Below are 25,618 nucleotides of genomic sequence, written 5' to 3' on the forward strand. Positions count from 1 at the left end.
GGCCGCGGCGCAGTAACCGCCAGTGATGGAGGCATCGATGCCCGAGCACCAGGAGACGTTAATGCCTGACGAAGCCCACCCCAGGCGTCTCATGGTCGCCCGGCCGGCTCCGAGGATCGTCCGTTGCGCTGTCGCAGGCGCCGAGCAGCGGATGCAGCAGCACGACAACCGCACGGCAACCACCTTCCGTACCCGATGAACACCTCGCAGCCGAGGGTCGGCGCTCCGCGCCCGCTCGCCGACGAGGCGGTGATCCGGCTGGTGCGCATCGCTGTGGAGCGGCTCGGCGTTTCCGAGGTTAGGTTCACCGCCGGACTCGATCGGGTCGACGTCTCGCTCGACACGCGTGAGCCGACGTCCCTGCGACCCGTACGCCCGATGTCGGCGATCGGCGGGTGAGCACAGGACACAACGGCTCGGAGCAGACGGGTCAGCATCGAGAAGGCATCGGCCCGCAGCGCGTTCCCGGTAGATCCAAGGACCTGCACGCTTCCAGAGACGCGGCGTCTCCGGGTGGGCGCGGGTGGAGCTGACCCAGTCGGAGGCATCAATGGAAGGCTTCGATGCAGTCGTTAACGAACGAAATACATTTTCCAGCCGGACGTTCTGTAGCTGGCGGAGCGCCGGGTGGCGGTCCGTGCTGCTGCAACGCTTCGTCGACGAGCCGGTGGCCGACGAACTCCGCATGTCGCCCTGTGCGGACCAGGCGCTGGTCCTGGTCACCCAGGGCGATGCCTGGATGGAATCGAAGGGGAGCGGCCGTTGGATGGGTGCGCGGTACACCCGCGGCCAGATCGGTCTGACGGCCCCCGGCAACAGCACCGAACTGCGGTGGCGGAGCACCGTCCCACTCGAGTGCATCCACCTCTACCTGCCTGGTGATCTGGTGCGGCGGGTGTCCACCGAACTGTGGGACGTCGACCGGGGGATGCCGGAAGCGGATGTGCTGTCCATGACCGACCCGCTCGTCGAGCGCGTGATACACAGCCTTTCCGATGCCGTTGACGGCGGCATGGACGACCTGTACGCGGAGTCGGCCGCACATTTCCTCGCCGTTCACCTGCTCACCCGGTTCGGCGGGCGTCCCGAGCCGGTGACTGCCCGTATCGGAGACGCCCGTATCCGGCGTGCCATCGAGATGATGCGGGAGAACCTCGATCAACAACTCACCCTCGAGGACATCGCTGGTTCGGTGTGGATGAGCGTCTACCATTTCCTGCGGGTGTTCAAGGCGGCCACGGGGCAGACTCCGCGTCGATACCTGACACGGTTGCGGCTCCGTGCCGCCCTCCGGCTCTTGCGTGGCGGTGACCTGTCCATCACCGAGGTCGCACTTCGTTGCGGTTTCTCCAGCCCGAGCAGCTTGTCGGCAGCCTTCTCCCGCGAGACCGGCATGACGCCGCATGCCTTCCGCCAGAACCACACCAACCGTATTCCCCGAGACGCGGAGAGTGATCTTCCCTCTGGATCCAGCAATCACGCGCAGCCATCGGCAATCTGACGAAGGCGAAGCCGGTACGCGATACCTACGGTGGATCCATGAGCGTGATCAGGGTCTCCTTCCTAGTCAACAAGCGAAGAGCTGAGGTCCGGGTGGACCCGCGGGAATCGCTCCTCGACGTGCTTCGGGAACGACTCGACCTCACCGGCGCGAAGAAGGGCTGCGACCACGGCCAGTGCGGGGCGTGCACGGTACACATCGACGGCCGCCGCGTTGTCTCGTGCTTGACGCCCGCGGTGCAGGCCGATGGCCGCGACGTGACCACCATCGAAGGCGTCGCCGGCCCGGATGGCACGCTCCACCCGCTTCAGCAGGCGTTCATCGTTCGGGACGCCCTCCAGTGCGGCTACTGCACGCCGGGTCAGGTCATGTCCGGTCTCGCCTGTATCGCCGAAGGTCACGCCGGTGACGACGATGAGATCCGCGAGTACATGAGTGGCAACCTCTGTCGATGTGGCGCCTACGTCGGCATCGTCGAGGCCGTCCGCGACACCGCGCGTAGGCAGGCTTCCGAATGAAGGGCTTCCAGTACGTCCGGGCCCGCTCGGTGGCCGGTGCGATCGAGGCGCTGGCCGCACCGGACGCGAAACTCCTCGCCGGCGGTACGACTCTCTACGATCTGATGAAGCTGCGGGTCGAGACGCCCGCGGTCGTGGTGGACATCCAGCGGCTCAAAGAATTGAATTATATCGACACCAGTCGCCCGCGCGAGCTGGTTTTCGGATCCGGCGCCCGGATGTCGGACGTCGCCGACAACCCGCTGATCAAGCGGGACTATCCTGCCCTGAGCGAGTCGCTGTGGCGCGCGGCCTCCCAGCAACTGCGGAACATGGCGACCCTCGGCGGCAATCTGCTGCAACGGACGCGATGCGGCTACTTCCGTGGCGGCGCTCCCTTCCCCTGCAACAAGCGGGAACCGGGTAGTGGCTGTGCGGCGATCGACGGTATCGATCGGGGGCATGCCCTTTTCGGCGGCAGCGCATCGTGTATCGCCACCTATCCCGGTGATCTGGCGGTCGCGTTGGTGGCGTTCGACGCCGTGGTCGACGTGGTGGGGCCGGGCGGCCGCCGGACGGTGCCGGTCTCGGAGCTGCACCGGGAGCCGGGCGACACCCCGCACATCGACCATGTGCTCCGCCGGGACGAGATCATCGTCGCCGTTCGCGTTCCGAGGACGACCGCCGGGCGCGGCTCCACGTACCTGAAGATCCGTGACCGGGAGTCCTACGCCTTCGCCCTCACCTCGGCGGCAACGGGCCTCACGCTGGCCCGGGGCGGTGTGGTGGAGGATTGCCGGATCGCGCTCGGCGGGGTCGGCACACGGCCGATCCGCGCCACCAGGGCCGAGGAGTCCCTCGTCGGCAAGCGCGTGACCGAGGCGACCGCTCGGGCCGCCGGCGAACTGGCCTTCGCCGGGGCGAAGCCCGGTCACCACAACGCATTTCGCGTCGAACTCGGAATCCGTACGGTTGCCGACGCACTTGTGATCGCGAAGAAGAGGGCATTGTGAGCGTCTCAAGAAGAACGTTCCTGGTCGGCACCGGAACCGCTGCCGCGTTGACGACAACGTCACTGCCGGCCGGGGCGGGGGCCCCTCCGTCGAGCCGCCGGGTGGACGCGTACGAGAAGGTCACCGGCGCTCTCCGGTATGGCGCGGACCGTCTGCCGCCCGGCACCGCGCACGCGGTCTTCGCGGTCGCCACCGTCGGCAAGGGCCGGCTCCTCTCGGTGGACACCGGCGCGGCAGCGGCCGTCCCGGGTGTGCGTCTCGTGCTGACCCGGGTGGACATCGAGTCCGCGGGATTCCTGCTGGGTGGCGGCTATGCCTTTCAAAGCCTGCAGCCACTGACGTCGGATCAGATCGCCTACCGAGGTCAACCCATCGCACTGGTCGTGGCGGATGATCTCGTCGCGGCGAACGAGGCCGCAGCGCTCGTCTCCGCGCGGTACGAAACCGCACCGGTCGCCGTCGAGATCGATGCACCGGGAGCAGAGGTCGTCGTCCAGTCCGAGGTGCTGCCAGACCTGCACGACATATCCGTCGGGGACGGCGAGGCGGCCTACGCCGCCAGTCCGGTGCGGATCGATCGAGAGTACGACCTGCCGCAACAGCATCCCCTGCCGATGGAACTCGTCGCGAGCGTGGTGGAGTGGCAGGGCGACAAGCTGGTGATCCACGAGGGGACGCAGAACTCGTCCGCCATCCAGAACGGCGTCGCGAAACAGCTCGCCGTTCCGGCAGACCGGGTCGACGTCATCTCACCCTCCGTCGGCGGCGGCTTCGGGCAGAAGAACTCGCTGCAACCACACATCGGCCCGGTGGCCGTCGCAGCCCGGCAGCTCGGACGGCCCGTGAAGATCGTCCTGTCGAGGTCGCAGACCTTCCACGCCGCCAGCTTCCGGCCGGCCTCGCGCCACCGGGTCCGGATCGGCGCTGACACCGACGGGCGCCTGCTGGCGGCCATCCACGACATCGACCAGCAGACATCCAGGCACGACTACTTTCCCGCCATGTATTCGGAGCTCACCGCACGGCTCTACGACATCTCCAATTTTCATTCCAGGCAGCGGCTGGTCCGCACCGACGTGCAGACGCCCGGCTACATGAGGGCGCCGTACGAGTCTCCCGCCACCTTCGCCTTCGAGTCCACCATCGACGAGGTCGCGTACGCGGTACGGAAGGACCCGGTGGCGCTGAGACTGGCCAACGACACCGCCGTCGATCCGGTCACCGGACATCCCTTCTCCTCCAGATTCCTGGCCGATTGCCTGCGTCGAGGGGCGAAACGGTTCGGCTGGGCGGACCGCAGCTTCGCGCCCGGTTCGATGCGGGGCCGCGATGGTTCCCTCATTGGCTGGGGTGTCGCCGCCGGCGCGTACAAGGGCGCGGCCGCGCCGGCGACGGCCCGGCTACGCCTTGTTCCCACACGCTCGGGCTACGAAGCGACGATCTGGGTCGACGGCCACGAGATGGGCCAGGGAATCCGTACGGCGATCAATCGACTCGTGGCCGACGATCTCGGCTTGCGGTCCGACCGGATCGCGATCGGTGTCGGCGACACCCGCGGCGTCCCGCCTCAGCACCTCACGGCTGGCTCATGGGGCACCGCGACCGCCCTGCCCGCCGTGCACGCGGCGCTGAAGAAGCTTCGCGCCCAACTCGGACTCGGTCCCCGTGGCCGGTTGCCCCCGGGCCTCGGCGAAACCGTCGTCCAGGCCCGCACCCAGGCGCCGGGACAGCCCGAGGCGATCCACGAGCGGGCTGCTCTCGGCCTGCCCGCAGGTGGTGGCCCGGAATATCCGAACTTCACCAGCTTCAGCTTCGTGGCGCATTTCGTGGAGGTCCGGGTGGAGACAACGACCCGGCGTGTGCGCGTGCCGCGCGTGGTCAGCGTGGTCGACTGCGGCCGGGTGGCCAGCCCGACAACGGCGGCGAGCCAGGTGCGCGGCGGCGTCGTATGGGGTCTGGGCGCTTCGCTTCGGGAACGAAGCGAGGTTGATCCGCGGTTCGGCGGCTTTCTCAACACCTCGCTGGAGGAGTACCCGGTCCCGGTCAACGCCGACATCGGTCACATCGACGTCGGGTTCGTCAACAAGCCGGACCCGCGGCTCAACGCCGTCGGTGTCAAAGGACTCGGCGAGGTCTGCATGGTCGGCGTCGCGGCGGCGGCCGCGAGCGCGGTCTTCCACGCCACGGGACGCCGTATCCGTCACCTGCCCATGCGGTTGGAGGACCTGGTCTGACGAGGACGCCGGGTCATTGTCTTCTGAAGGCGGTGGGGAGTTCTTGTCGTACGCCAGATCCTCAGATCGTCGGAGGCGCCTCATGAGTGTCAGGAACATGCCTGAGCACGGGACCGTGGCTCCGGCGCCGGGTCATGCTGCGTGAGGTCTGGCCGTTCGTGCAGCGCAAGCGCAGCGCTGGCGAGCGTGTCGTACTCGTCCGGCTGATCCGCCGGAACGGTCGGGCCTCACGCCCGCTGGGCGCCACCATGGCGGTCGCATCGGACGGTTCCTGGACGGGGTCGGTGTCAGGCGGCTGTGTCGAGGGTGTCCTGCTGGAGCAGGCCCGTGAGGTGCTCGACGGCGCTCCGCCTCGACGTGCGGTGATCCGACCGGGGGAGGACCTTCTTCCGTGGGAGCCGGCGCCGGTGTGCGACGGCGAACTCGACCTGCTCATCGGCCCCGCACCAGAGGGTTCCGTCTACGACGACATCACCCGTGCCCTCGCCGAGGACCGGCCACTGCGCCTGAGCATCGAGCGGCGAGAGCCGTTCCGCTGGGCAACAGCGGCACACGGAACCCGGTTGCCGGCCTACGAGGAGCAGTTCGTCGAGGAACTCCAGCCGCGTGCCGTGCTGCTGCTGGTGGGTGCGACGGACCTGGCCGCCGTCGTCGCCGAGATGGCGGTTCCGTTGGGGCGCAGGGTGGTCGTCGTCGACCCTCGACCCGAGTACGCACGGCCGGAGCGTGTGCCCGCGGCCCACGAGACCATCCAGGCGTGGCCCGACGGGTGGTTGGCGGAGTTCCCGCTCGGGAGCAGGGACGCCGTACTTGTCCTGACTCACGACCCGCGCATCGATGACCGGGCGATCCGAGCCGCGCTGGCCGGGGCGGCCGGGTACGTCGGCGTTCTCGGTAGCCACCGCACGCACGCCCGGCGGCTGGCCCGCCTCGACCGGACACCGGGGCTCGACCGCCTGGTCGGCCCCGCCGGTCTGAACGTCGGCGGTACCTCCCTCGCGGAGACCGCGTTGTCCATGCTCGCCGAGATCGTGGCGGTGGCCCATCGACGGACAGGTGGCCGATTGCAGGAGTGGCATGGTGGGATTCAGGCCGATGACGGTACTCGAGTGGAGAGCCCACGAACCGACGATCCGCCCCCCGGCGCACACATCCCGATGGGGCCCCTGACGACGTCGTCATGTCCGACCTGTGTCGCGCGAGTGTGACGACGACGAGCGGATCCCACGGCGCAGCGCCGGCCGGCCAAGTGGGAGTACCCGTGGGGAGGCCCCCGCCCGCCGACGGCGGGCGGGAGCCCCCGACGGGGCCCCGGTTTCGCTACGGCCGCAGGGTGCACGCGGACGAGCCGGGCGCGAGTGTGTAGCCGATGGCGCTGTCGGTACCTCCACGCGCGTAGTGGTAGCCGAATGCCGCGTAGTTCGTCGGGCTCATCGAGCACGCGAACTGGATGGTCGTCGACCGCACGAAGGCGCCGGGGCGGCCGTCGTAGTTGCCGACCATGACCTCGGTCCACTGCCCCACGTCGGGCAGCCACTGCACCAGCCAGGTCTGCGTGGCGAGGAAGTCCAGGACCGGTGGGTTGCACTCGCCGGTCGTGCTCTCGGCGACGACGTAGTTGTAGTTCGTCACGCCGACGATCTTCAGGTTGCTCCTGGCGACACAGGTGAAGGCGTACTGCGTGGACGGTCCCGTTCCCTTGCCGAGCCGCAGCGGCACGGACCTGGGCTGGACGCCGTTCGGACCCGGTGGCGGCAGGTTCTTCACGATCCTGGCCATGTCCGCCCTGATCTCCGCCGGGGTCGGCACCTCCGCCACCGGCCCTGCCGGCATCGCGTCGGCCTGCGCGGGCACCGGTGCCAGCACGAGCGTCAGCGCCGCGAGGGTGCCGAGCGCCGCCGTCCAGCGGTGCCGTAGAACTCCGAGCATCGTCATCTCCTCCGTTTCCCGATGGGTTGCTGTCCGTCCGGCACGAATGCTGGTCGCGGAGACTGGAGGGCCGCTGAACGCGTACTGGAGGCGTCCGCCGGGACGCTCGCCGCCGACTCCGCCCGGTCGACGACCGGGGTACGCCGGCACGCGAGGCCGTGCTCTCGATGCTCACCGAGGAGCCGACGCACGCGTACCGGACGCAGCAGCTGATCAAGGAGCGGTGCAAGGACGAGGTGGCCAACGTCAGCCAGCGCAACAGCGTCTACCAGACGATCCAGCGGCTGGTCCGGGACGGTCTCGTCGCGGTCGCCTCGACCGAGCGTGCCGAGAACCGGCCGGAGCGTACGACCTACCGGATCACGGATGCCGGTCGGGTGACGAGCCCGCGCACGTCCAGGGGCAGCGACGCATGGCCGACGCGGGACCCGACCGCGGGGCCGCTGAGGATTCACGGTCGGCCGCGCCGCTCCTCGGGACACGTTCATCGGCGGTTCACGGCTCCGCTCTACAACGACTGAATGAGAGTCGTCAATGTCGGGCTGCTGGCCGGGCTGCTGGCCGTGCTGCTGGCCGTGCTGATCGCCGGCACCATCCACGCCGTCTACGCCACCGACGCGGCCGACCCGGTCTGCGTGCCGAGCCCGACACACTCTCCGTGGCCGCCCGGGGTGGACCCCGGCCCGCCGCTCGTCGTGCCGTTCCTCTCCGCGCACCGTGGCGGCACCAACCTCGCTCCACAGCAGACCGCCGAGGCGTACCGCAGCGCCATCGCGTTCGGCGCGACGGTCATCGAGGTCGACCTGCGCCGGCTCAGGGACGGCACGATGGTCGTCTTCCACGACGACGCGGGCCCCGACGGGCGGGCACTGCACCAGGTCACCCTCGCCGAGTTCAAGGCATGGAACGCGGCGACCGGAAGCTGGGCCGGCACGGCCTTCGATCCGGCCCGCTACCAGACCTTCGCCGAGGTCCTCGCGACAGCCGGGCAGGCCGGCGTGGGCCTGGACATCGAGTTCAAGAGCTTCCACCTGCTCGGCGGGCCGTACCGTGAGGTGGCCACCGCCGTCGCCGCCGCCGGGCTGATGGAGAAGACGATCTGGCAGTACTACAGCGATCTCGAGGTGCCGCTGATCTCCACGATCCAGGGCGTCGACCCCGACGCCCGCTTCAACTACAACCTGCTCGGCATCGAGACGCCGCAGGGACTCTACAACCGCGCCAGGGGCAGAGACTTCTCGTTCGGCTCGGACCTCGCTACGGACTTCCTGGCCGGCAGGTGCAGCGTGCGGACGGCGTCACACTGACTCGCGCGTACGTCGCTTCGGTCACAGGACTCGGAGCGCAGACCACCTCGCACTCGAACTGGGGCCCGTACCGGGTGACATTGGAGGAGCCACAGTCCGCGGTGCTGGTGCTGCGGGCATAGACCCAGCTCCCGTAGGCGACCCGACCGTTGCGGCACTCCGCCCTCGCCCGATACCTGGTGTTGCCGGTGTCGGTGCAGGACACGCTGGCCCTGGTGGCACTGACGATGTTGAGTGAGCAGGTGTACTGAACCCCGACGTCCGAGGCTGGGGCGGCGTTGGCCGGAGTCACCGTCAGCGACACGGCGGCGGCCGAAGTGGACAACGTTACGAGCGCCAGAAGCAGCGCCCGCATCCGCAGCACGAAGCTCGACACCATTTTCATCGATTTCCCCTCTGCCGGATCTTCCCTGAGGACCGGTCCAGCCAAGCGGCAGAGGGCTTCAACTCGGCTTCACGTCTTGTCGAACGGTCCACCGACAAGGCCGAGCGGACGCCGGGCGGGGTCGGCGTACGGGCGGTCGCCGCCGCGGCGCGCGATACGACGGCTCGGTGTCGTCTCGCCGATGCGGGTTAATCCGGCGTGCGGACGTGGTTCGTCTGCCGGCGAGGTGCCGGTTCAACAGCCCGGCTACGGTCGTGCTCAGGCTGCGGTGCGGTTTCAGGTGGTCGACGTCGAGGGTCTGCCCGGCACTCGTCGCCTCGGCCCCGGCTCGACCGCATCGACCGCCCGGGCCGTACGTACGGGGCGAACTGAGGCGAGGATGCGATGCCGTCGGACGCTGCTGCCATCGAGCAACCACCACCACCGCAGGCCGGGCGGGGTGCGAAGAACCTGATCGGCGGGCGGCGTCCGTTGCCGGCGCACGTGTCGGTCCACCTCTTCGTGATCGTGCCGTTCCTGGCACTGGTCGCCGCCGTCCCCTTCGCCTGGGGCTGGGGACTGACCTGGGTGGACGTCGCCCTGACAATCGGGTGGTACGTCTTCACCTGCCTGGGCGCCACCGTCGGCTACCACCGCTATTTCACGCACGGCTCCTTCAAGGCCCGACGCGGCATGCGGGTCGCGCTGGCGCTGGCCGGAAGCATGGCCGTGCAGGGCCCGATCCTGCACTGGGTCGCGGACCACCGACGGCACCACGCCTACTCCGACCGGGAGGGTGATCCGCACTCGCCCTGGCTCTTCGGCACCTCGCCGGTCGCGCTGGCGCGCGGCTTCTGGCACGCGCACCTCGGCTGGGTGCTCGACCGGAAGCTGACCAACCAGGCCCGCTTCGTACCCGACCTGCTCGCCGACCGGGACATCCGGGCGGTGCACCGCCTCTTCGGCCTCTGCACGGTGGTCACGCTGGTCGCGCCGGCGGTGATGGGCGGCCTCGTCACCTGGTCGTGGTGGGGCGCCGCGACCGCGTTCTTCTGGGCCGGGCTGGTCCGGGTGACCCTGCTGCACCACGTGACCTGGTCGGTGAACTCGATCTGCCACATGATCGGCGAGCGTCCGTTCACCGCCCGGGACCGGTCGGCGAACGTCTGGCCGCTGGCGATCCTCAGCATGGGCGAGTCGTGGCACAACCTGCACCACGCCGATCCCACCTGCGCCCGGCACGGCGTACGCCCCGGCCAGATCGACATCTCCGCCCGGGTCATCTGGCTGCTGGAGAGGACCGGTCAGGCGTACGACGTGCGCTGGCCGACCCCGGCCCGGCTGGCCCGCCTCAGTGCCGCCGGAGCGCCTCGCTGAGATCGGTGCAGTGTGTGATCGTCGCGTCGTCCGCCGCCATCGCCCGCCGCGCCTCCGCCCGCCGCACCCGGTCGATGACCTCGGCGGGCCCACCCGCCGCCAGCGTTGTCAGCACTCCCGGCCAGTCGGTGAGGTGCAACCGGTCGACGATGCGGCTGGCGCCGTTGCTGAGCAGGACGGCACCGGACAGCTCGGTTACCGGCGAACGACCGGTGACCGCCTCCTCCGCCGCCCGCGGGTCGTCCTTGGCGACCCAGAAGCCGCCCGGCCGGTTCCGGTTGGCGCGCAGCTCCCGCAGCAGGCGCCGGTGCTCCGCGCCGCCATCGATGCCGCCATCGATTGTGGCCCGGAGCGCGGTCTCGTAGGAGCGGGCGACGACCACCTCGCGGGGGTCGGAGACGACCAGCGGTGCGCCGTCGACCCGGTCGAGCAGCACGACCGCGTCGCCGAGTACCAGGTGCTCGGCGAGACCGCCGGAGACGCGCAGCAGCGCCACGGCCGCCGACGGACTGATCGGGTCGGCGACGTCGCAGGTGTCCCGGTGAGCCTCCGTCACCTGCTCGATCGCCTCGGCGAGCAGCGCCGGCAGGCTCTGCTCCGGCAGGCGCGCAAGCAGGCCGAGGAGGCTGCCGCCCAGGTGGCTGGCGTACCAGGCTACGCCGTGCCGGCAGATCGCGTCGGCATCCGGGATGCCGGCGCCGTCGACCAGGACCGCCGCTGTGGGTAGCGCGCCGGTGAAGTCCTCGTTGACCCGGCCGGGATGTGCCGCGGCGGTCGCCATCGTCACCCGCACGTGCCGCCGCCGTGCTCCGCCGCCGAAACGGTGCCCCTGGCGAACTGCTGCCGTAGCCGACTCCGGCAGGCGGGCCGTTGCGGGGTGAGGATGGAATACCTGGCGGAGTCCCGGAGCAGCCGGTCCTCGCCCGGGGCCGACGACCGGGACCAGCTGCGCCGTACGCCCTCGAACTGCCCGCCCACCCGCTCGACCGCCGCCCGGGCCGGTCGCACGTCGACGTCGTCGGCCACCCACTCCGCCGCCGGTGTGGTGAGTACGGCGGGAAATGGCATCCCGGTCACGCCCGGCGGCCCCACTGTCCGCGGTGAACCACCGTCTCCTGGCCGCGGCGGCGGCCGGCGATGGTGGGACTCTGCGGGGGCAGGTCGTCGGCCCGGTAGCCGACGCAGATGCCGCCGATCGGCGTGTACTCGTCGGGGATGCCGAACTCGGCCCTGAACGCGGCCGTGTGCGCGGGGACCTCCACCGTCGGGTCGAAGTCGTCGCCGGCCAGCGGCATGATGCCGAAGAAGCAGGCACCCAGGCCCTCGTCGACGGCGGTCAGCAGCATCATCAGCGTGGCCATACCGGTGTCGACGTACCAGTACGGCACCGGCCAGCGGGCCTCGTCCCGGTCGGTCCAGCCCTTGTCGGCCTGGGCGTAGCGGGACAGGTATGCCGCCTTGTGCGCGAGCGGCACCACGACCAGCGGCGCGTCCTGCATGGTCGGCGTCTGCGCGACCCGGGTCGGGACGAACGGCCAGAACCTGGCCCGGTCGGCCGCGTCGGTGAGGGCGAGGAAGGCCCAGCCCTGCGAGAAGCCGGCCGACGGCGCGCGCAGCGCACTGGCCAGGATCCTGTCGACGACGTCGGGACCCAGCGGCCGGTCGGCGTAGTGGCGCACCATCCGGCGGCGGCGGATCACCTCGGCGAACTCCATGCCGTAGATCCTGCCACCGGCGCGGTGCTGTAGCCCGTCGACCACCGACGGGATGAACAGGAACGGCGTCAGCCAGGTCTCCGACAGCGGCCGGGACGGCTCCACCGGTTCCAGGGTCATGTCGGTGAACCAGTCCGGGTCGACGTCCGTGGTCGACAGCTCCACACCCGTCTCCGGGGGCCTCGGCACGGTGAAGAGGAAGATGCCCGTCTCGGTCCGCGCGGACGCGGAGAAGCGCCAGACCAGCGTCCCGCCCTCGGCGACCCGGGCCGAGGCGGACTCGACGGAGAGGACCGGTTCCGGATCGTCGTTGAGGACCGATACACGGCCCATGTAGTTGCCGATCACGAAACCCCGCTCCGCCTGGCGGGCAGGACCGGCCGCCAGCCCCAGGCGTCGAGCAGCCAGGCGCGGCCCGAAGCGGTGCGCGGGGTGAGCTCGACGGCGGCCACCCGGGCCGGTGCGCGGTGTAGCGGTACCCGCACCTCCTGGGCCCAGTGCGAGGTGGTCTGGTCGGTGCCGGGCAGGCCGTCGATCCGGATCTCGCCCAACGCGCTGCGCCGGCCGTCCGTGCCCACGACGGTGACCCCGAACCGGGTCCCGGTGCTGTTCGGCGGCACGATCACGCTCAGTGCCAGGTCGCGGGCACCGGCGACGCCGACGGGACGGGGCGGTGGGATCTGGTCGATCCGGACGCCGCCGGCTCGCACCGACAGCTCCTCGGTCCGCGGAGGCCCACGACTCAGCCGCGCGCTTACCGAGCCGTCCAGCCCGAGGCTGAAGGTCCGGCCGTCCGGATGCGGGCGGGCCCGGCCGAGCGGCCGGTCACGCGACCAGAACTCCACGGCCGCGCGGCCGGTCACGCGACCAGAACTCCACGGCCGCGCGGCCGGTCACGCGACCAGAACTCCACGGCCGCGTCGCCGATTGGCACCTGTTGCGCCGCGCGCCAGGTGAGCCTGCCGTCGCTCACCGACCAGTTGCCGGCATCCGCGGACCTGCCGTCGGCCGGCGGGGACGGCGGCGGTGTGCCGTAACCCTCATCGTCAAGGGTCTGGAAATGGATGCCGCGTTCGTGCTCGTGCACAGGTCGATCGGTGGGGCCCTGACGGCGCCTGCCGGACCGACCGGCGGTCCGCGGCCCCAAAACAACAACAAAGGCAGGGGAAAGAATTCCCTGCCACCATTAACATATATCGCACCCCCGGGCTTGCGGCAAGACCCCAGCCGTGCCGCACAATCGTCGACCGAGCGCAAGAATCGGCACACCATGGGGGAAATTGCATGTTCGATGTGATCATCGTCGGCGGCGGGCCGACCGGCATGATGTTGGCGAGCGAATTGCGGCTGCGGGGCGTCGAGGTGCTCGTACTGGAGAAGGAGGCCGAGCCGCCGCCGTACGTGCGGTCGCTCGGGCTGCACGTGCGCAGCATCGAGATCATGGATCAGCGAGGGCTGTTGGAGCGGTTCCTCGACAACGGCACGCAGTACCCGATCCGTCCCGGCGACGTCCGGGGATTCTTCGCGGGCATCGACAAGCCCGCTCCCGCCGGCCTGGACACCGCGCACGGATACGTGCTCGGCATCCCGCAGACGATCACCGACCGGCTGCTCGCCGAGCACGCGGCCGCCGTCGGAGCCGAGATCCGGCGCGGCTGTGCGGTTGTCGGGCTGGAGCAGGACGACGACAGCGTGACCGTCCACGTCGGGAATGGCACCGCGCCGCCGTTGCGGGCGCGGTACGTCGTCGGCTGCGACGGTGGGCGCAGCACCGTGCGGAAACTGCTCGGAGTCGGGTTCCCCGGCGAGCCGTCGAGGATCGACACGCTGCTGGGCGAGATGGAGGTGGCGGCGCCCCTGGAGGAGATCACCGACGTGGTGACCGAGGTGCGCAGGACCGAGAAGCGGTTCGGGATCGGGCCGTCGGGCAAGCCGGGGGTGTTCCGGGCGGTCGTGCCGGCGGAGGGCGTGGCCGAGGACCGTTCGGTGCCGCCGACGATCGAGGAGTTCAGGCAACAGCTGCGCAGGTACGCCGGCACCGACTTCGGCGTGCACTCTCCCCGCTGGCTGTCGCGCTTCGGTGACGCGACCCGGCAGGCGGAGCGCTACCGGGTCGGCCGGGTGTTCCTGGCCGGGGATGCCGCGCACGTCCACCCGCCGATGGGTGGGCAGGGGCTCAATCTCGGGATCCAGGACTCGTTCAACCTGGGCTGGAAGCTGGCGGCGGCCGTCAACGGCTGGGGGCCGGACGACCTGCTGGACAGCTACCAGTCCGAGCGGCATCCGGTCGCCGCCGACGTGCTCGACAACACCCGGGCCCAGATGCAGCTGACGACCGACGAGCCCGGACCGCAGGCGGTTCGGCGACTGTTGGCGCAGCTGATGGACTTCGACGATGTCAACCGGTTCATGATCGAGAAGATCACGGCGATCGGCATCCGGTACGACCTCGGTGCGGACCATGCCCTCCTCGGGCGGCGGTTGCGCGACGTCCGGCTCAAGCCCGGGCGCCTGTACGAGCTGATGCGCGCCGGCGGCGGGCTGCTGCTCGACCGGACGGGGCGACTTTCGGTGGCCGGCTGGGCCGACCGGGTCGAGCACGTCGCCGGCATCGGCGACGAGCTGGACGTGCCGGCGGTGCTGCTCCGGCCGGACGGGCACGTCGCGTGGGTCGGCGAGGATCAGCAGACCCTCGATGCCGCCCTCACCAGGTGGTTCGGCGCCGCGGCTGTCCTGGCGAGTGCCCGGACCGGGTGACCGACGGGCGTCGCCGGTGGGGTGGCCCGGCGCGGGCCTCTGCCTCGGCGGCGGCTTTCCGTGCCCGAGCACGGCACCGCCGCGACCGGAGCCGCCGGTCAGACCCGGCTACCGAGCGGCTGGGTCACCGGGTGGGAAAGTAGGCGGCGAGCTTGCGGCGGAAGTGGGCCGAGTAGAGGAGGCCGAGCGCCGCATGGCCCCGGAAGCAGGCGACCGCTCCCGTGCCGGCGTCCACCACGACCGGGCGGGCCATCGCGGCGAACCGGACCATCTGCCCCCGCTGGGCCCAGGTCGCCGCCTCCGGCTCGACCTGGGTGCTCACCAGCGCGGGGAGGACCGCGACGCCGCTCTGCATCCCGCGCAGCTGCCCCTTGCGGGCCACCACATAGTCCAACGCCGAGGCGGTGAACTCCTCGATGGCGTTCGCGGTGACCGACGGCGCGGGCGCGGCGACGGTGAACAGGTGCAGTTTGGTGGCCATCCACTGCAACCGGAAGTCGGCGCGGTAGCCGACCAGCACCGGTAGGCCATTCCAGTCCTCGGTCCGCACCTCGCAGCCGTCAACCTGGAGGCGCTGTGCCGTCGCGTCCAGATAGGCCCGGACCGAGTCCGTCGCCGTCGCATCCATGCTGTCCCCACATCCTTCATCCGCCAGCCGACGCCAACCGCCAGTCACCGGCATCCGCCGATCTCAGGCTCAGGGCTCTTCCAGGTTCCCTACGAGGCGAAGGTACGCCCCCCGCCGCGCCTCCAGTGTCGTCGGGTCGGGGCTGGCCCGGGGCCTCGGACATCAGTGATCCGGGCCGCCCCGGCGCTCGGCGACGCCGTCCACGGCGGCCGTGGCGTCCGGACGTCGGGCCCGGCCCTCACGGGACCGACGGCCCTGAGTCTCCGCCTGCTCCGGGCGTCCAATGGAGCGGGACATCGGATGTGGAGGAGGCCAGGGGCATGTCGACCCGCGAGGTGCTCGCCCTAGCCCAGCACTACCAGGAGATCGCCCGGCGTAGTCCGCGTGAATCCCACTTCTGGACCGCGCGCGCTCTCTACTTCGGCCGAGCGGTGTGGCGGCACGGATGGGAGGGGACCGTCGCGAACCGTCCGCCGCTGGAGGACGGGCGCGGTGTCGGAGTTGCCCGTCGGGGCCGGGGGGTCCTGCCGGCGCGGGACCTGGTTCCCGTGCCGGAGGGTCGTGCGGCCGGTGTGCCGCCGGACCTGCCGGTGCGACGGTCGAGGTGAGGCGGTACGCGGCCGCCGCGAGCGCTGCGGTGCGCGCCGCCGATGGAGGTGTACCGCAATGTCCCGACAGCCACTGCGCGCACTGGGCCTTTCCACCGGCAAGAAGGCCCGGCTGCACCGGATCCTGTACAACGCCGGGCCGGCCAACGGGACGGCCCTGTTCCTCCCCTACGACCAGGGGCTCGAACACGGCCCACGGGACTTCTTCGCCAACCCCGCCGCCAGCGATCCGCGCTACATCGTCAGGCTGGCGGTGGAGGGCGGTTTCAACGCCATCGCGATCCAGATCGGGCTGGCCGAGAAGTTCTACTGGGACTTCGCCGGTGAGGTGCCGCTGATCCTCAAGCTCAACGGCAAGACCGAGATCCCCTCGGACGCGTCGGCCGTCTCCCCGCTGAACGCGGGCGTCGAGGAGGCCGTACGGCTGGGCGCGGACGCGGTCGGTTACACGCTCTACGTGGGTACGCCCGCCCAGGAGCAGGACTTCGCGCAGTACCGGGCGGTGCGCCGGGAGGCCGAGCGGTGGGGCATGCCCCTGATCGTGTGGGCGTACCCGCGCGGTTCGGCGATCGCCGGCAAGGGCGGCAAGAGCTCGTTCTACGCCGTCGACTACGCCGCCCGGACCGCCAGCGAACTCGGCGCCGACATGGTGAAGGTGAACTTCCCCGACCCGACCAGACGCACCGGAGTCCCCGCCCCGTACGACGGCGAACACTCCGCACAGGACGCGGTCAACGCGGTGGTCCGGTCGGCCAACCGCAGCATGCTGCTGGTCTCCGGCGGGGAGAGGACCGGCGACGAGGCGATGCTGGAGAAGGCGCGGCAGTCAATGGAGGCGGGCGCGACGGGTCTGATCTTCGGGCGCAACGTGTGGCAGCGCGAGCACGCCGAATCGCTGCGTTTCGTCGGCCGGCTGCGCGAGATCCTCGCCAAGTATCCCGTCTGAGCCTCGTACGTGTCCCGGCGCAGGGTGTGCCGCGTGGGTCGTGGGACGGGTCGACACGGAGGTGTTCCGAGATGAGGACCGTGGCCGGAGACGAGGCTGCCCTGCGGCGGCTGGTGGAACTCGACGTCATCTCCCCCAATCAGGCGGAGGCGGTACGCGGTGCCCTGCGGGAGAACCGCGAGGCGTTGCCCGCCCGCTGGCTCAGCGAGGTGGCTGCCTATGTCGGCGGCGTCTTCCTGCTCGGCGGCGGAGCGATCCTGCTGGCCACCTCCTGGGAGCGGTTCACCGATCCGGTCCGGGCCGGCGTGCTGGGCGGTGTCGCGGTGCTGCTCGGCGCGGCGGGCCTCGGCGTCGCGGCCGGTCCGGCCGGGCTGCGCCGGCTGCGCGGTGCCGCGCCGGGTGCGCGGCACCGGATCGCCATGGTGCTCTTCGCCCTCGCCGCCGGCCCCGCGGCGGGTGCGGGCGGTGTCGCCGTGGACGAGCATGCCGGTGTCGCGGCGGGTGCCGCCGGTCTCGTCGTGGCGCTGGCGGGTTACCTGGCCCTGCCGGGTGCGCCGGGACTGCTCGCCACCGCCCTGATGAGTGTCGTGCTCAGCCTCACGACAGTGGCCGACCTGTCGTCGGAGGCCTCGTTCGCCGTCTGGTGGTCCGTGGTGGCGACCGGCGCGGTCTGGATCGTGCTGGCGGCGGCGGGTGTGGCCCGGCCGGAGTCGGTCGGACTCGGCGTCGGCGCGGGAATCGCCTTCTACGGCGCACAGCAGATGCAGGGTGACCCGGGCGCGGCGGCCTGGGCGTACGGGCTGACGGCGGCCATCGGGCTGGCCTGTTTCGTGCTGTACCGCTGGCGGCGCACGCCGGTGCTGCTCGTCGCCGGAGTCGTGGCGATGGCCGTGGCGGCACCGGAGGCGGTGTGGGACTGGACCGGCGGTGCTGCCGGCGGTGCCGTCATCCTGCTGGTGGCCGGCGCGGCCCTACTACTCTCCGGCGGTCTGGGGCTCGGCGTGTGGCGTCGCGCGGCGACCAGTCGCAACATATCCACCAATGGCAACATCTCCACCACCGGCAACGTGCCCACCGGCCGGCCGCCGAACTGACTCGGTGTTCGGGCCATGGATGAGCAGGTTCATGGCCTGCCCCTTCCTGTCCGTGCAGCGGCGGGAGCGGGCGCGGCGGCGTACCGCATCCGCACCCCCTCCGCCCGTTCCGCCTCCTCCAGACGCTGGTTCAGGTCGCCGAGCGCCCTCTCCAACCGGGGAATCCAGCGCTGTGTGACGGCGCGGCGCCGGCGCCGGGTGGCGGCCACCTCCGCGCTGACCACCCGGTGGGCGGCGCTCGCCGCCGCGTGTGCCGCTGCGGCGGCGAGCGCCTGCCGGTACGCCGTGGCCGCCTCGACGGTGGCGGCGGTTCCCGGCCCGGGGCCACCCACCGGAGCGCCCGCCGCGCGGCAGGTCGCCGTCACCGGGTAGCGCAGCCCCATCACGGTGGTCCAGGTGACATCCACGTCGCACGGTGACCGGGCGGCGGCCAGCCGAAGCTCGCGGCGGCCACCCTGCAGCGCGACGCGCAGGCCCCAGTCGTCGGCGGCCCGCCACGCGGCCTGCCACGCCGCGCCGGTGTCCCGCGCCCGGGCGCGGAGCCGCTCCCGCTCGCCGTGCAGGATCCGCAGCTTCCGGTCGAGCAGGTCGGCGGCGAGCCGGGCGGCCTCGAGCCGGCGCAGCAGCCACAGCCGGCCGGCCCGGCCGGGCGGGATCCTCAGCTCAGACATGGTCGTCGCCGGCCGGAGCGTCCCCGGCCCGCATCCCGACGGCGATCGGCCGGGCGTCGAGCAGCGCGGCCGGCAGCATCGTCAGCTCGTGGCGCGGCAGCGCGCCGAGTACCCGCCAGGCGCGGTCGAGAGTGTCGTCGAGGGCGCGCCGTTCGTCCGCGCGCTGCGCCGCGAACTCCCGGACGAAGGCGGCGGCGAAGCCGAGATACCTGCGGTCGGTCTCGTTCAGCGCGTCGGCGCCGATCAGTTCGGCCAGTTCCCGTACCGACCGGGCGCGGGCGAGCGACGCGAGGATCTGTGCGGCCACGTCCAGGTGTTCCGCCCGGGTCCGGCCGGGGCCGGCGCCGTGCCGCATCAGGCGGGACAGCGAGGAGAGCGGGTCGACCGGCGGGTAGCCGCCCGTCGCGTACGCGTCGGCGGAGAGCACCACCTGCCCCTCCGTGATGTAACCGGTCAGGTCGGGGACGGGGTGGGTGATGTCGCCGGCCGGCATGGTCAGCACCGGCACCATCGTCAACGAGCCGGGGCGGCCACGGATCCGGCCGCAGCGCTCGTACAGGGACGCGAGGTCGCTGTAGAGATAGCCCGGGTAGGCGTGCCGGGCCGGGATCTCGCCGCGGGCGGCGGAGACCTCCCGCACCGCCTCGCAGTAGCTGGTCATGTCGAGGGCGACCACCAGCACGTGCCGGCCGAGGGTGAACGCCAGGTGCTCCGCCACGGTGAGCGCGATCCGCGGGGTGAGGATGCGCTCGACCACCGGATCGTCCGCGGTGTTGAGGATCATCACCAGGTCACCGGCGGTGGAGCGCTGCTCCAGCACGCCACGCATGGTCGCCGCGTCGGCGTGGGTGAGCCCCATCCCGGCGACCACGACGTTGAACGGTTCGCCGCCGGTCGACGCCTGCGCGGCGATCTGGGTGGCGAGTTCCAGGTGGGGGAGGCCGGCCGCCGAGAAGATCGGCAGCTTCTGGCCCCGCACGAGCGTGGTCAGGCCGTCGATCACGGAGACGCCGGTGAGGACCGGGTCGACGGGCGGCTCGCGCATCGTCGGGTTGAGCGGCCGGCCGGCGACCGGGGTGCTCTCCGGCGCGAGCACCGGCGGCCCGCCGTCGAGCGGCTCCCCCCGGCCGTTGCAGACCCGGCCGAGCCAGCCGGTGCCGACCGGCACCCGGAACGGCGACCCGTCGAACGCCACGCCGGTGCCGAGCCGGTCCATCCCGTCGGTGCCCTCCAGCACCTCCACCACCGCGACGTCGCGGTCGACGTCGAGGACGACGCCGTGCCGCGGTGGCCCCGCGTCCAGCCTGATCCGCACGAACTCGTCCCAACCGACGCCCGTGACGCCCCGGACCACCACCAGCGGCCCGCGGATCGAGTCGACCGTCGAGTACTCCACCGAGGGAAGGGGGGTCATGGCAGCTCCAGGGCCGAGAGGATGGCGTCGCGGCGCCCCCGCACGGCGTCCGCGTCCGCGGGTGCGGTCTCCTCGCGGGCCCGGATCAGCGCCGAGAAGTCCCGGTCCGTCAGGTCGCCGGGCGACCGGCCCGCCGTGACCAGTTCCGTGCACCGGTCCACGACGTCGAGCACCAGGTCGGCCAGGGCCGCCGACTTGGCCGGGGCGCAGTACGCGTCGTTGCCGGAGAGGACGCTCTGCTGCAGTACCGCCTCGCGCAGCAGCCGGCCGCCGAGCAGCGCGACCCGTTCCGGGCCGGGCAGCGCGGCGGCGCCGACGAGGTCGGCGAGGGCGGCCAGCCGGTCCGCCTCGGCGAGCAGGGCCAGCATCCGGGCGCTGCGGGTGGTCCAGCCGGGGTCGCCGTCGCCCGCGTACCAGGCGCCGATGGTGGCGGTGTCGCGGCAGTAGGAGCCGGCCCAGGAGACCGCCGGGTAGTGCCGGGCGTAGGCCAGGTCCCGGTCGAGCCGCCACAGTGTACGGACGAAGCGCTGCGTGTGTGCGGTCACCGGCTCGGTCAGGTCGCCGCCGGGTGGGGAGACCGCCCCGATGATGGTCACCGAACCCTCCCGCCCCCCGAGGCCCGTCACCCGGCCGGCCCGCTCGTAGAAGGCGGCCAGTGCGGAGGCGAGCCCGGCCGGATAGCCCTCCTCGGCCGGCAGCGCCCCGGTGCGGGAGGCGAACTCGCGGAGTGCCTCCGCCCACCGCGACGTCGAGTCGGCGATGACGACGGTGTCGTATCCCATGTCCCGGTAGTACTCGGCGACGGTGACCCCGGTGTAGATGCTCGCCTCCCGCGCCATGATCGGCATGTTGGAGGTGTTGGCCACCAGCACGGTGCGGTCGGCCAGCCGGCCACCCGTACGCGGGTCGGTGAGCTCGGCCAGCTCGGCGAGGACGTCGGCGAGTTCGTTGCCACGCTCGCCGCAGCCGACGTAGACGATGACGTCGGCGTCGCACCACTTCGCGATCTGCTGCAACAGCACCGTCTTGCCGGTGCCGAAGCCGCCCGGCACCGCCGCCGCGCCGCCCTTGACGACCGGGAACACGGCATCCAGCACCCGCTGCCCGGTCACCAGCGGCGCCGCGGCGGGCAGCCGGTGCCGGTAGGGTCGCGGCCGGCGCACCGGCCACCAGGCGGCGAGGGTGACCGGGTTGCCGTCGACGACGGCGACCGGTTCGTCGTCGGCGTACCGGCCGGCGGGGCGCAGCGTGTCGAGACGACCGTGCACGCCCGGCGGCACCAGGACCCGGTGTTCGAGCGGGCCCGCGTCACCGATCGTACCCAGCGGATCCCCGGGGCCGACCCGCGCACCCTCCGTCGCCCCGGGGCTGAAGCGCCAGCTCCGGCCGCCGGTGGCAGGGGTGGCGTCGGGTCTGAGCCAGGCGCCGGCACCGGTGAGCGGGCGCAGCAGCCCGTCGTAGACGCCGCCGGTCAGTCCCGGACCGAGGCGGGCGGCGAGCGGGCGGCCGAGGCGGCGTACCGGCTCGCCCGGCCGGACCCCTCCGGTGTACTCGTAGGCCTGCGCGGTCGCCCGGTCCCCGACGAGCGTGACGACCTCCGCCGGCAGCCCGGCCCCGCCGACCTCCAGCAGTTCCGCCATGGCCAGCCCGGCCAGCCCGTCGACCTCGACGAGCGGTCCGTTGACCCGGCGCACCCTCCCGATCACCGCTGCTCCTCCGTCCCGCTCGCGCCCACCGCCTCCGGCTCCTGCCCGAGCACCGCGTCGACGGCGCGGTCGGCGAACCCGGTCAGCGACAGGTCGAGCCGCCGGTCGCCGGTGACGCCGCGCACGCCGCCGTCCGGGGTGTCGACGATCCGGGCGTCCGGCCCGAGCGCCGCCCGGACGGCGAGGACCAGCTGCTCCCGTACACCGGGCTCCGTGCCGATCCGGGCGACCGCCTCCCGGGCCGCCCGGCGCAGCCGCTCGTACGCCTCGCGCCGCTCCGCCAGCACCAGTGCCCGCGCCTGCCGCGCGGCCTGGCCACGGGCGATCGCGTTCGCCGTGGCGGCCCCGGCAGTGCCCTCCGCCCGGGCCGACCGCCGGATCCGGTCCGCTTCGGCGCGGGCGCCCGCCACCTCCTGCCGGGCGTCCGCCCCGGCGCGTTCCCGGACGTGGTCGGCCTCGGCGCGGGCCCGGGCGAGCAGTGCCTCCCGGACCGCCGCCAGCGCGGCGTCCAGCCCGGTCATGTCATCACCACCACGAACGGCGTTCCAGTTCCGGGGGACGGCCGGCACGCCTCGACGGCCGTGGCGGCGGCGGGCGTCAGGATCACCACCGAGACGTCGGCGGGCAGTTGCCGCCAGGCGGCCCGCGCCCGCTCGGCGTCCCCGGCGGGAAGGACGACGGCACCGGCCAGCCCGAAGCCGCGCACGAGCGGCTCCGCCCCGATCACCGCGACGGTCCCCACGGCGGTCACGCCCGTCCGATCAGGATGATCGCGACGATGAGACCGTAGATCGCGATGCCCTCGGCGAGGCCGACGACGACCATCGCGCGGCCGAACAACTCCGGCCGCTCGCTCATCGCGGCCAGCGCCGCCGCACCGGTGTAGGCCACCGCGATCGCCGCCCCGATCGACGAACCGGCGACCGCGATGGCCGCCGCCAGCAGCGCCATCCCACCGGATCCGCCGTCGGCGGCCGCAGCCGGCGGCCCGGCGGCGGCGGGAGTGCCGACCAGCAACAGGGTCAGGACGGTGGCGAACAGCGCCACCGCGGCGAACGCGGCTACGGCGCCCCTGCGGGACATGATGCCTCCTCCGGCGAGTCGGCCGGCGCGGTCGGTATCCGCCACGGCCGGAACGGGCGCCCCTCCGAGCGGAACACCCGCGAGAACAGTTCGTAGTAGGCCAGGCGCAGCGCCTGGATCCCGGCCACCAGCGCCTCCAGCCCGAAGCTGAGCGCGTTGCCGAGCAGGAAGACGAGGACGGCCACGGCCGGCAGCGGCCCGCCGCCGTCCCAGAGCGCCGTGCTGGCGTCCCAGACGATCCAGCCCAGCACCGCGTGGGTCAGCCCGAACGCGGCGAGCCGGGCGAACGACGCGATGTTCGCGCCGAGCCTCGCGGCCAGGTCGAAGAGCTCGACGGCGGCCTGGACGGTGCCGGCCGGGCCGCCGCCGCTGCCCGCCCGCAGGCCCGTGAACGCCAGCACGGCGCCGAGCAGCGCCATGGCACCGGCGCCGGCGGCCAGCGCGGGCCGGTGCCAGTACCAGGCGGCCACACCGAGAGCGGCGGCGACGAAGAGCAGGGCACCGGCGAAGCCCGAGGGCGCGTAGAGGGCCAGGGCCCAGCCGCCCTCCCGGAGCCGGTTGACGATGCCCAGTCCGTACGCCCCGGCCAGCAGCACGGCGCCGAGCCCGACGGCGGCCAGCAGCAGCGGCACCGGCTGCTCCATCGGTGCCAGCCACAGCACCGGAACCACGCCGGTCGGGCCGAAGAACTCCCCGTACGCCAGGCCGAACAGGGTGGCGCAGGCGCCGGCCGCCGCGACGAAGAGCCAGTGCGGGCGCAGCGCCCCGAGCAGCCGGCCGGAGCGGACCAGCAGGGCGAGCAGGATCAGCAGGGCGCCGTGCCCCGCGTCACCGAACATGGCGCCGAACATCAGGGCGTACGCGATGCCCGCCGGCACGCTCGGGTCGACGTCCCGGTACGGCACGGTGGCGTACGTGTCCACGAGGGGCCCGAAGGCCCGGCGTGCGGCGCCGGTGCCCGGGGTGCTCGGGGGGTCCACGCCACGCGGCGGCGGCAGGGGTGCGGCGGCGGCGCCGATCTCCGCCAGCCGGGCGGCGAGGGCGGGGAGCCGGGCGGTCGGGGTCCAGCCGACGAGCGCGGCGACCCGGCCGTGCACGACCGCCTGCGCGGCGTACCCGGACAGCTCGTCCTCGCCGGCCAGCAGGTCGGTGCGGCCGGCGCGAACCAGTTCCGCCAGGTCGGGTGGGGTGGCGGAGAGCGCCGGCGGCAGGCCCGGGCCCGGCACCCGCTGCAGGGCCCGGGCCGCGTCACTGCGCGGCAGGTCGGCCGGGTGCGTGACCTGGTCGATTTCCACGGCGCCGGTATCCGCCACCCGGACCAGCAGGTCGCGTAGCGCCTCCCGGGGCGCGACCAGGGCCACCCGGGTCATGGCCAGGGGTGACGTCGGCTCAGGTAACCGCATCGAACGCCTCCTGGTCACCTCCGCGCGCCGCCGCCTCGAGCGCGGCGCGGACCAGCCGGGCGTCCTCGGCGAGCAGCGCCGCGGTGCCGATCGCCGGGTCCGGCCCGAAGCCCGCCCGGCCCAGCAGGGTCGTGGCGTCCCGGCCGATCCGGCGCCACCAGCGCAGCTCCGCGTCGCAGAGCCCGGCCGGCCGGTCGACACCGTCGAGTACCCACCGCAGCCGGGCCGGTACGGCGGCGGCGAGTTCCGGCAGCGACCCGGCGCCGACGGCCGCCGGCCCGAGGAGCCGGGCGGCGGCCCCGGCGGCACCCGCCGGCAGCCGGCCGCCGCCGGGGGATCCCGCCCGGGCCACCAGGAGCACCGCACCGGCCCGGGCCCATGTCGCGGCGGCCGGTGCCCGGATCACCACGCGCTCCGCCCAGGCCAGGCGCATGCCGAGCTGGATGTCGCGGATCTCGGCGCCGCCCGGGTCACGCCAGGGCGACACCGCCAGGGCGGCCCGCAGCTCGGCCGGCGAGGTGGCGGCGGCAATGCGCGGCCAGGCGGTCGCCAGGTGTCCGAGGTGGAACGGCGGGTCGGCGGGTCTGCCGTCGAAGGTCCGCAGGTGCTCGTCGACGTTGGCTATCTCGAACCAGCCCGCGAGGGCGCGCAGCGCCTCGGCGCCCCGCTGCGGCAGCCAGCCGGCCAGTACCCGCAGGTTCCACAGCAGCGTCTCCGCCACCCCGCGCTGGGCGGCGGCGAGGTCGTGGTCCGCGCGTACCCGCGCGCCGTAGGGGGAGCCGGCCAGTGCGCGTACCGCCTCGCCGGCGGAGGCGGACGCGGCGAGCGCGCGGGCACCGACCGGGCCGAGCCGCCGCCGGGACAGGGCCTGGGCCCGTACGCTGCCGGCCACCCAGCGGGCGCTCACGGCGGGTCACCGCCGGTCATCCGGCCCAGGTCGGCCCGGACCAGCGCCAGCACGGCGGTGACCTGGCCCGGGAGCTGCTCGCCGGCTCTCCGGCGCTCCTCCCGGGCCGCCGACCGCGCGGCGGCGACGAGACGGTCGAGGTCGTCCGCGTCGGCGTCCCGCCGCCGGGCCGCGGCGGCGGCCCGCTGCACGGGCGCGTCGGTGCGGGCCGCGTCGAGGATCGCGCGGGCGCGGCCCGTGGAGTCGGCGCGGCGCTGCCCGGCCGTGGCGGCGGCCGCCTCGCGCAGCTCGTCGCACTCGCGTTCCGTGGCCGCCAGCGCGGCGAAGACCGGCCGCAGCTCGGCGGCGACGGCGGCGCGCCGGTCCGCCGGTACGCCGGCCGCGGTGGCCGCGCCCGGCGTACCGGCAGGGCGGAAGCGTTCGAGCAGCTCACGGAGACCCGGCACGGTCAGTGTCCCTTCGGG

Annotated in this window: 29 protein-coding genes; 13 read left to right on the forward strand and 16 right to left on the reverse strand. The window is 72.8% G+C overall.

Going from position 1 to position 25,618, the window contains the following annotated elements:
* Positions 1-195: 195 nt before the first annotated feature.
* The 6 genes from ACN27G_RS09765 (at position 196) to ACN27G_RS09790 (ending at position 6,453) form a co-directional block, all read left to right on the forward strand.
* A complete protein-coding gene (locus ACN27G_RS09765) occupies positions 196-399 on the forward strand; it encodes a hypothetical protein (protein WP_421492457.1) in 204 nt (67 codons plus the stop codon).
* A 124-nt stretch (positions 400-523) separates the two neighbouring features.
* Positions 524-1,501, forward strand: a complete 978-nt coding sequence (locus ACN27G_RS09770) for a helix-turn-helix domain-containing protein (protein WP_421492458.1) — start codon at positions 524-526, stop codon at positions 1,499-1,501.
* 38 nt (positions 1,502-1,539) lie between these two features.
* The gene (locus ACN27G_RS09775; RefSeq protein WP_421492459.1) at positions 1,540-2,019 is read left to right on the forward strand and encodes a (2Fe-2S)-binding protein; all 480 of its coding nucleotides are present in this window, start codon (positions 1,540-1,542) and stop codon (positions 2,017-2,019) included.
* On the forward strand, positions 2,016-3,011 hold the full coding sequence (locus ACN27G_RS09780; RefSeq protein ID WP_421492460.1) for an FAD binding domain-containing protein: 996 nt from the start codon (positions 2,016-2,018) through the stop codon (positions 3,009-3,011). The genes ACN27G_RS09775 and ACN27G_RS09780 overlap by 4 nt, the downstream gene beginning before the upstream one ends.
* A 101-nt stretch (positions 3,012-3,112) precedes the next feature.
* Positions 3,113-5,245 (forward strand): xanthine dehydrogenase family protein molybdopterin-binding subunit, encoded by a 2,133-nt coding sequence (locus ACN27G_RS09785; protein ID WP_421492461.1) that lies wholly within the window; start codon positions 3,113-3,115, stop codon positions 5,243-5,245.
* 134 nt (positions 5,246-5,379) lie between these two features.
* On the forward strand, positions 5,380-6,453 hold the full coding sequence (locus tag ACN27G_RS09790; protein ID WP_421492462.1) for an XdhC family protein: 1,074 nt from the start codon (positions 5,380-5,382) through the stop codon (positions 6,451-6,453).
* A 112-nt stretch (positions 6,454-6,565) separates the two neighbouring features.
* Here the strand turns inward: ACN27G_RS09790 and ACN27G_RS09795 are convergent, their stop codons facing one another.
* Positions 6,566-7,174 (reverse strand): hypothetical protein, encoded by a 609-nt coding sequence (locus tag ACN27G_RS09795; RefSeq protein ID WP_421492463.1) that lies wholly within the window; start codon positions 7,172-7,174, stop codon positions 6,566-6,568.
* 167 nt (positions 7,175-7,341) lie between these two features.
* Between ACN27G_RS09795 and ACN27G_RS09800 the strand changes: the two genes are divergently transcribed.
* The 3 genes from ACN27G_RS09800 to ACN27G_RS09810 all read left to right on the forward strand — a co-directional run bounded on the left by ACN27G_RS09800 (position 7,342) and on the right by ACN27G_RS09810 (position 10,222).
* Positions 7,342-7,695, forward strand: coding sequence for a PadR family transcriptional regulator (locus tag ACN27G_RS09800; RefSeq protein WP_421492464.1), 354 nt, complete (start codon positions 7,342-7,344; stop codon positions 7,693-7,695).
* The gene (locus ACN27G_RS09805) at positions 7,696-8,481 is read left to right on the forward strand and encodes a glycerophosphodiester phosphodiesterase (RefSeq protein WP_421492465.1); all 786 of its coding nucleotides are present in this window, start codon (positions 7,696-7,698) and stop codon (positions 8,479-8,481) included.
* Positions 8,482-9,250: 769 nt separating this feature from the next.
* Positions 9,251-10,222, forward strand: a complete 972-nt coding sequence (locus ACN27G_RS09810) for an acyl-CoA desaturase (protein ID WP_421492466.1) — start codon at positions 9,251-9,253, stop codon at positions 10,220-10,222.
* On the opposite strand, the gene ACN27G_RS09815 is transcribed toward ACN27G_RS09810, so the two are convergent.
* The 5 genes from ACN27G_RS09815 to ACN27G_RS09835 form a co-directional block, all read right to left on the reverse strand.
* Positions 10,197-11,003, reverse strand: a complete 807-nt coding sequence (locus ACN27G_RS09815; protein WP_421492467.1) for a hypothetical protein — start codon at positions 11,001-11,003, stop codon at positions 10,197-10,199. The two genes, ACN27G_RS09810 and ACN27G_RS09815, sit on opposite strands and share 26 nt — an antisense overlap.
* A 2-nt stretch (positions 11,004-11,005) precedes the next feature.
* The gene (locus ACN27G_RS09820; protein WP_421492468.1) at positions 11,006-11,299 is read right to left on the reverse strand and encodes a hypothetical protein; all 294 of its coding nucleotides are present in this window, start codon (positions 11,297-11,299) and stop codon (positions 11,006-11,008) included.
* A complete protein-coding gene (locus ACN27G_RS09825) occupies positions 11,296-11,937 on the reverse strand; it encodes a nitroreductase family protein (protein ID WP_421497286.1) in 642 nt (213 codons plus the stop codon). The genes ACN27G_RS09820 and ACN27G_RS09825 overlap by 4 nt, the downstream gene beginning before the upstream one ends.
* A gap of 344 nt (positions 11,938-12,281) precedes the next feature.
* Positions 12,282-12,800 carry a hypothetical protein gene (locus ACN27G_RS09830; RefSeq protein ID WP_421492469.1) on the reverse strand — a complete coding sequence of 173 codons (519 nt, stop codon included), beginning with the start codon at positions 12,798-12,800 and terminating at the stop codon, positions 12,282-12,284.
* Positions 12,797-13,024 (reverse strand): hypothetical protein, encoded by a 228-nt coding sequence (locus tag ACN27G_RS09835; RefSeq protein WP_421492470.1) that lies wholly within the window; start codon positions 13,022-13,024, stop codon positions 12,797-12,799. Before ACN27G_RS09835 ends, ACN27G_RS09830 begins: the two co-directional genes overlap by 4 nt.
* A 197-nt stretch (positions 13,025-13,221) precedes the next feature.
* Between ACN27G_RS09835 and rox the strand changes: the two genes are divergently transcribed.
* Positions 13,222-14,694 carry a rifampin monooxygenase gene (rox, locus tag ACN27G_RS09840; protein ID WP_421492471.1) on the forward strand — a complete coding sequence of 491 codons (1,473 nt, stop codon included), beginning with the start codon at positions 13,222-13,224 and terminating at the stop codon, positions 14,692-14,694.
* A gap of 124 nt (positions 14,695-14,818) precedes the next feature.
* On the opposite strand, the gene ACN27G_RS09845 is transcribed toward rox, so the two are convergent.
* On the reverse strand, positions 14,819-15,322 hold the full coding sequence (locus tag ACN27G_RS09845; protein ID WP_421492472.1) for a levansucrase: 504 nt from the start codon (positions 15,320-15,322) through the stop codon (positions 14,819-14,821).
* Between the two features lie 320 nt (positions 15,323-15,642).
* On the opposite strand from ACN27G_RS09845, the gene ACN27G_RS09850 reads away from it, so the two are divergent.
* From ACN27G_RS09850 to ACN27G_RS09860, 3 genes are all read left to right on the forward strand, one after another.
* Positions 15,643-15,930: a hypothetical protein gene (locus tag ACN27G_RS09850; RefSeq protein ID WP_421492473.1), complete on the forward strand. Its 288-nt coding sequence runs from the start codon at positions 15,643-15,645 to the stop codon at positions 15,928-15,930.
* Positions 15,931-15,988: 58 nt separating this feature from the next.
* A complete protein-coding gene (locus ACN27G_RS09855) occupies positions 15,989-16,876 on the forward strand; it encodes a class I fructose-bisphosphate aldolase (RefSeq protein ID WP_421492474.1) in 888 nt (295 codons plus the stop codon).
* Positions 16,877-16,947: 71 nt separating this feature from the next.
* Positions 16,948-17,970, forward strand: coding sequence for a hypothetical protein (locus ACN27G_RS09860; RefSeq protein WP_421492475.1), 1,023 nt, complete (start codon positions 16,948-16,950; stop codon positions 17,968-17,970).
* 29 nt (positions 17,971-17,999) lie between these two features.
* Here ACN27G_RS09860 and ACN27G_RS09865 read toward each other — a convergent pair whose 3' ends face one another.
* From ACN27G_RS09865 to ACN27G_RS09905, 9 genes are read right to left on the reverse strand one after another with little or no spacing between them, the layout of a single operon-like run.
* Positions 18,000-18,641: a V-type ATP synthase subunit D gene (locus tag ACN27G_RS09865; RefSeq protein WP_421492476.1), complete on the reverse strand. Its 642-nt coding sequence runs from the start codon at positions 18,639-18,641 to the stop codon at positions 18,000-18,002.
* Entirely contained in the window at positions 18,634-20,055 is a 1,422-nt protein-coding gene (locus ACN27G_RS09870; RefSeq protein WP_421492477.1) for a V-type ATP synthase subunit B, read from the reverse strand. Before ACN27G_RS09870 ends, ACN27G_RS09865 begins: the two co-directional genes overlap by 8 nt.
* On the reverse strand, positions 20,052-21,761 hold the full coding sequence (locus tag ACN27G_RS09875) for a V-type ATP synthase subunit A (RefSeq protein ID WP_421492478.1): 1,710 nt from the start codon (positions 21,759-21,761) through the stop codon (positions 20,052-20,054). Before ACN27G_RS09875 ends, ACN27G_RS09870 begins: the two co-directional genes overlap by 4 nt.
* A complete protein-coding gene (locus tag ACN27G_RS09880; protein WP_421492479.1) occupies positions 21,758-22,282 on the reverse strand; it encodes a hypothetical protein in 525 nt (174 codons plus the stop codon). Before ACN27G_RS09880 ends, ACN27G_RS09875 begins: the two co-directional genes overlap by 4 nt.
* Positions 22,279-22,512 (reverse strand): hypothetical protein, encoded by a 234-nt coding sequence (locus ACN27G_RS09885; RefSeq protein WP_421492480.1) that lies wholly within the window; start codon positions 22,510-22,512, stop codon positions 22,279-22,281. The genes ACN27G_RS09880 and ACN27G_RS09885 overlap by 4 nt, the downstream gene beginning before the upstream one ends.
* Complete coding sequence (locus ACN27G_RS09890) at positions 22,509-22,844, reverse strand: ATP synthase subunit C (RefSeq protein WP_421492481.1); 336 nt, start codon at positions 22,842-22,844, stop codon at positions 22,509-22,511. The genes ACN27G_RS09885 and ACN27G_RS09890 overlap by 4 nt, the downstream gene beginning before the upstream one ends.
* Positions 22,823-24,247, reverse strand: coding sequence for a V-type ATPase 116kDa subunit family protein (locus ACN27G_RS09895; protein ID WP_421492482.1), 1,425 nt, complete (start codon positions 24,245-24,247; stop codon positions 22,823-22,825). The genes ACN27G_RS09890 and ACN27G_RS09895 overlap by 22 nt, the downstream gene beginning before the upstream one ends.
* Positions 24,234-25,154 (reverse strand): hypothetical protein, encoded by a 921-nt coding sequence (locus ACN27G_RS09900; RefSeq protein ID WP_421492483.1) that lies wholly within the window; start codon positions 25,152-25,154, stop codon positions 24,234-24,236. Before ACN27G_RS09900 ends, ACN27G_RS09895 begins: the two co-directional genes overlap by 14 nt.
* Positions 25,151-25,600 (reverse strand): hypothetical protein, encoded by a 450-nt coding sequence (locus ACN27G_RS09905; RefSeq protein WP_421492484.1) that lies wholly within the window; start codon positions 25,598-25,600, stop codon positions 25,151-25,153. The genes ACN27G_RS09900 and ACN27G_RS09905 overlap by 4 nt, the downstream gene beginning before the upstream one ends.
* Positions 25,601-25,618: the final 18 nt, after the last annotated feature.

The organism is Plantactinospora sp. WMMB334 (assembly GCF_049179095.1).
GTDB lineage: Bacteria > Actinomycetota > Actinomycetes > Mycobacteriales > Micromonosporaceae > Plantactinospora.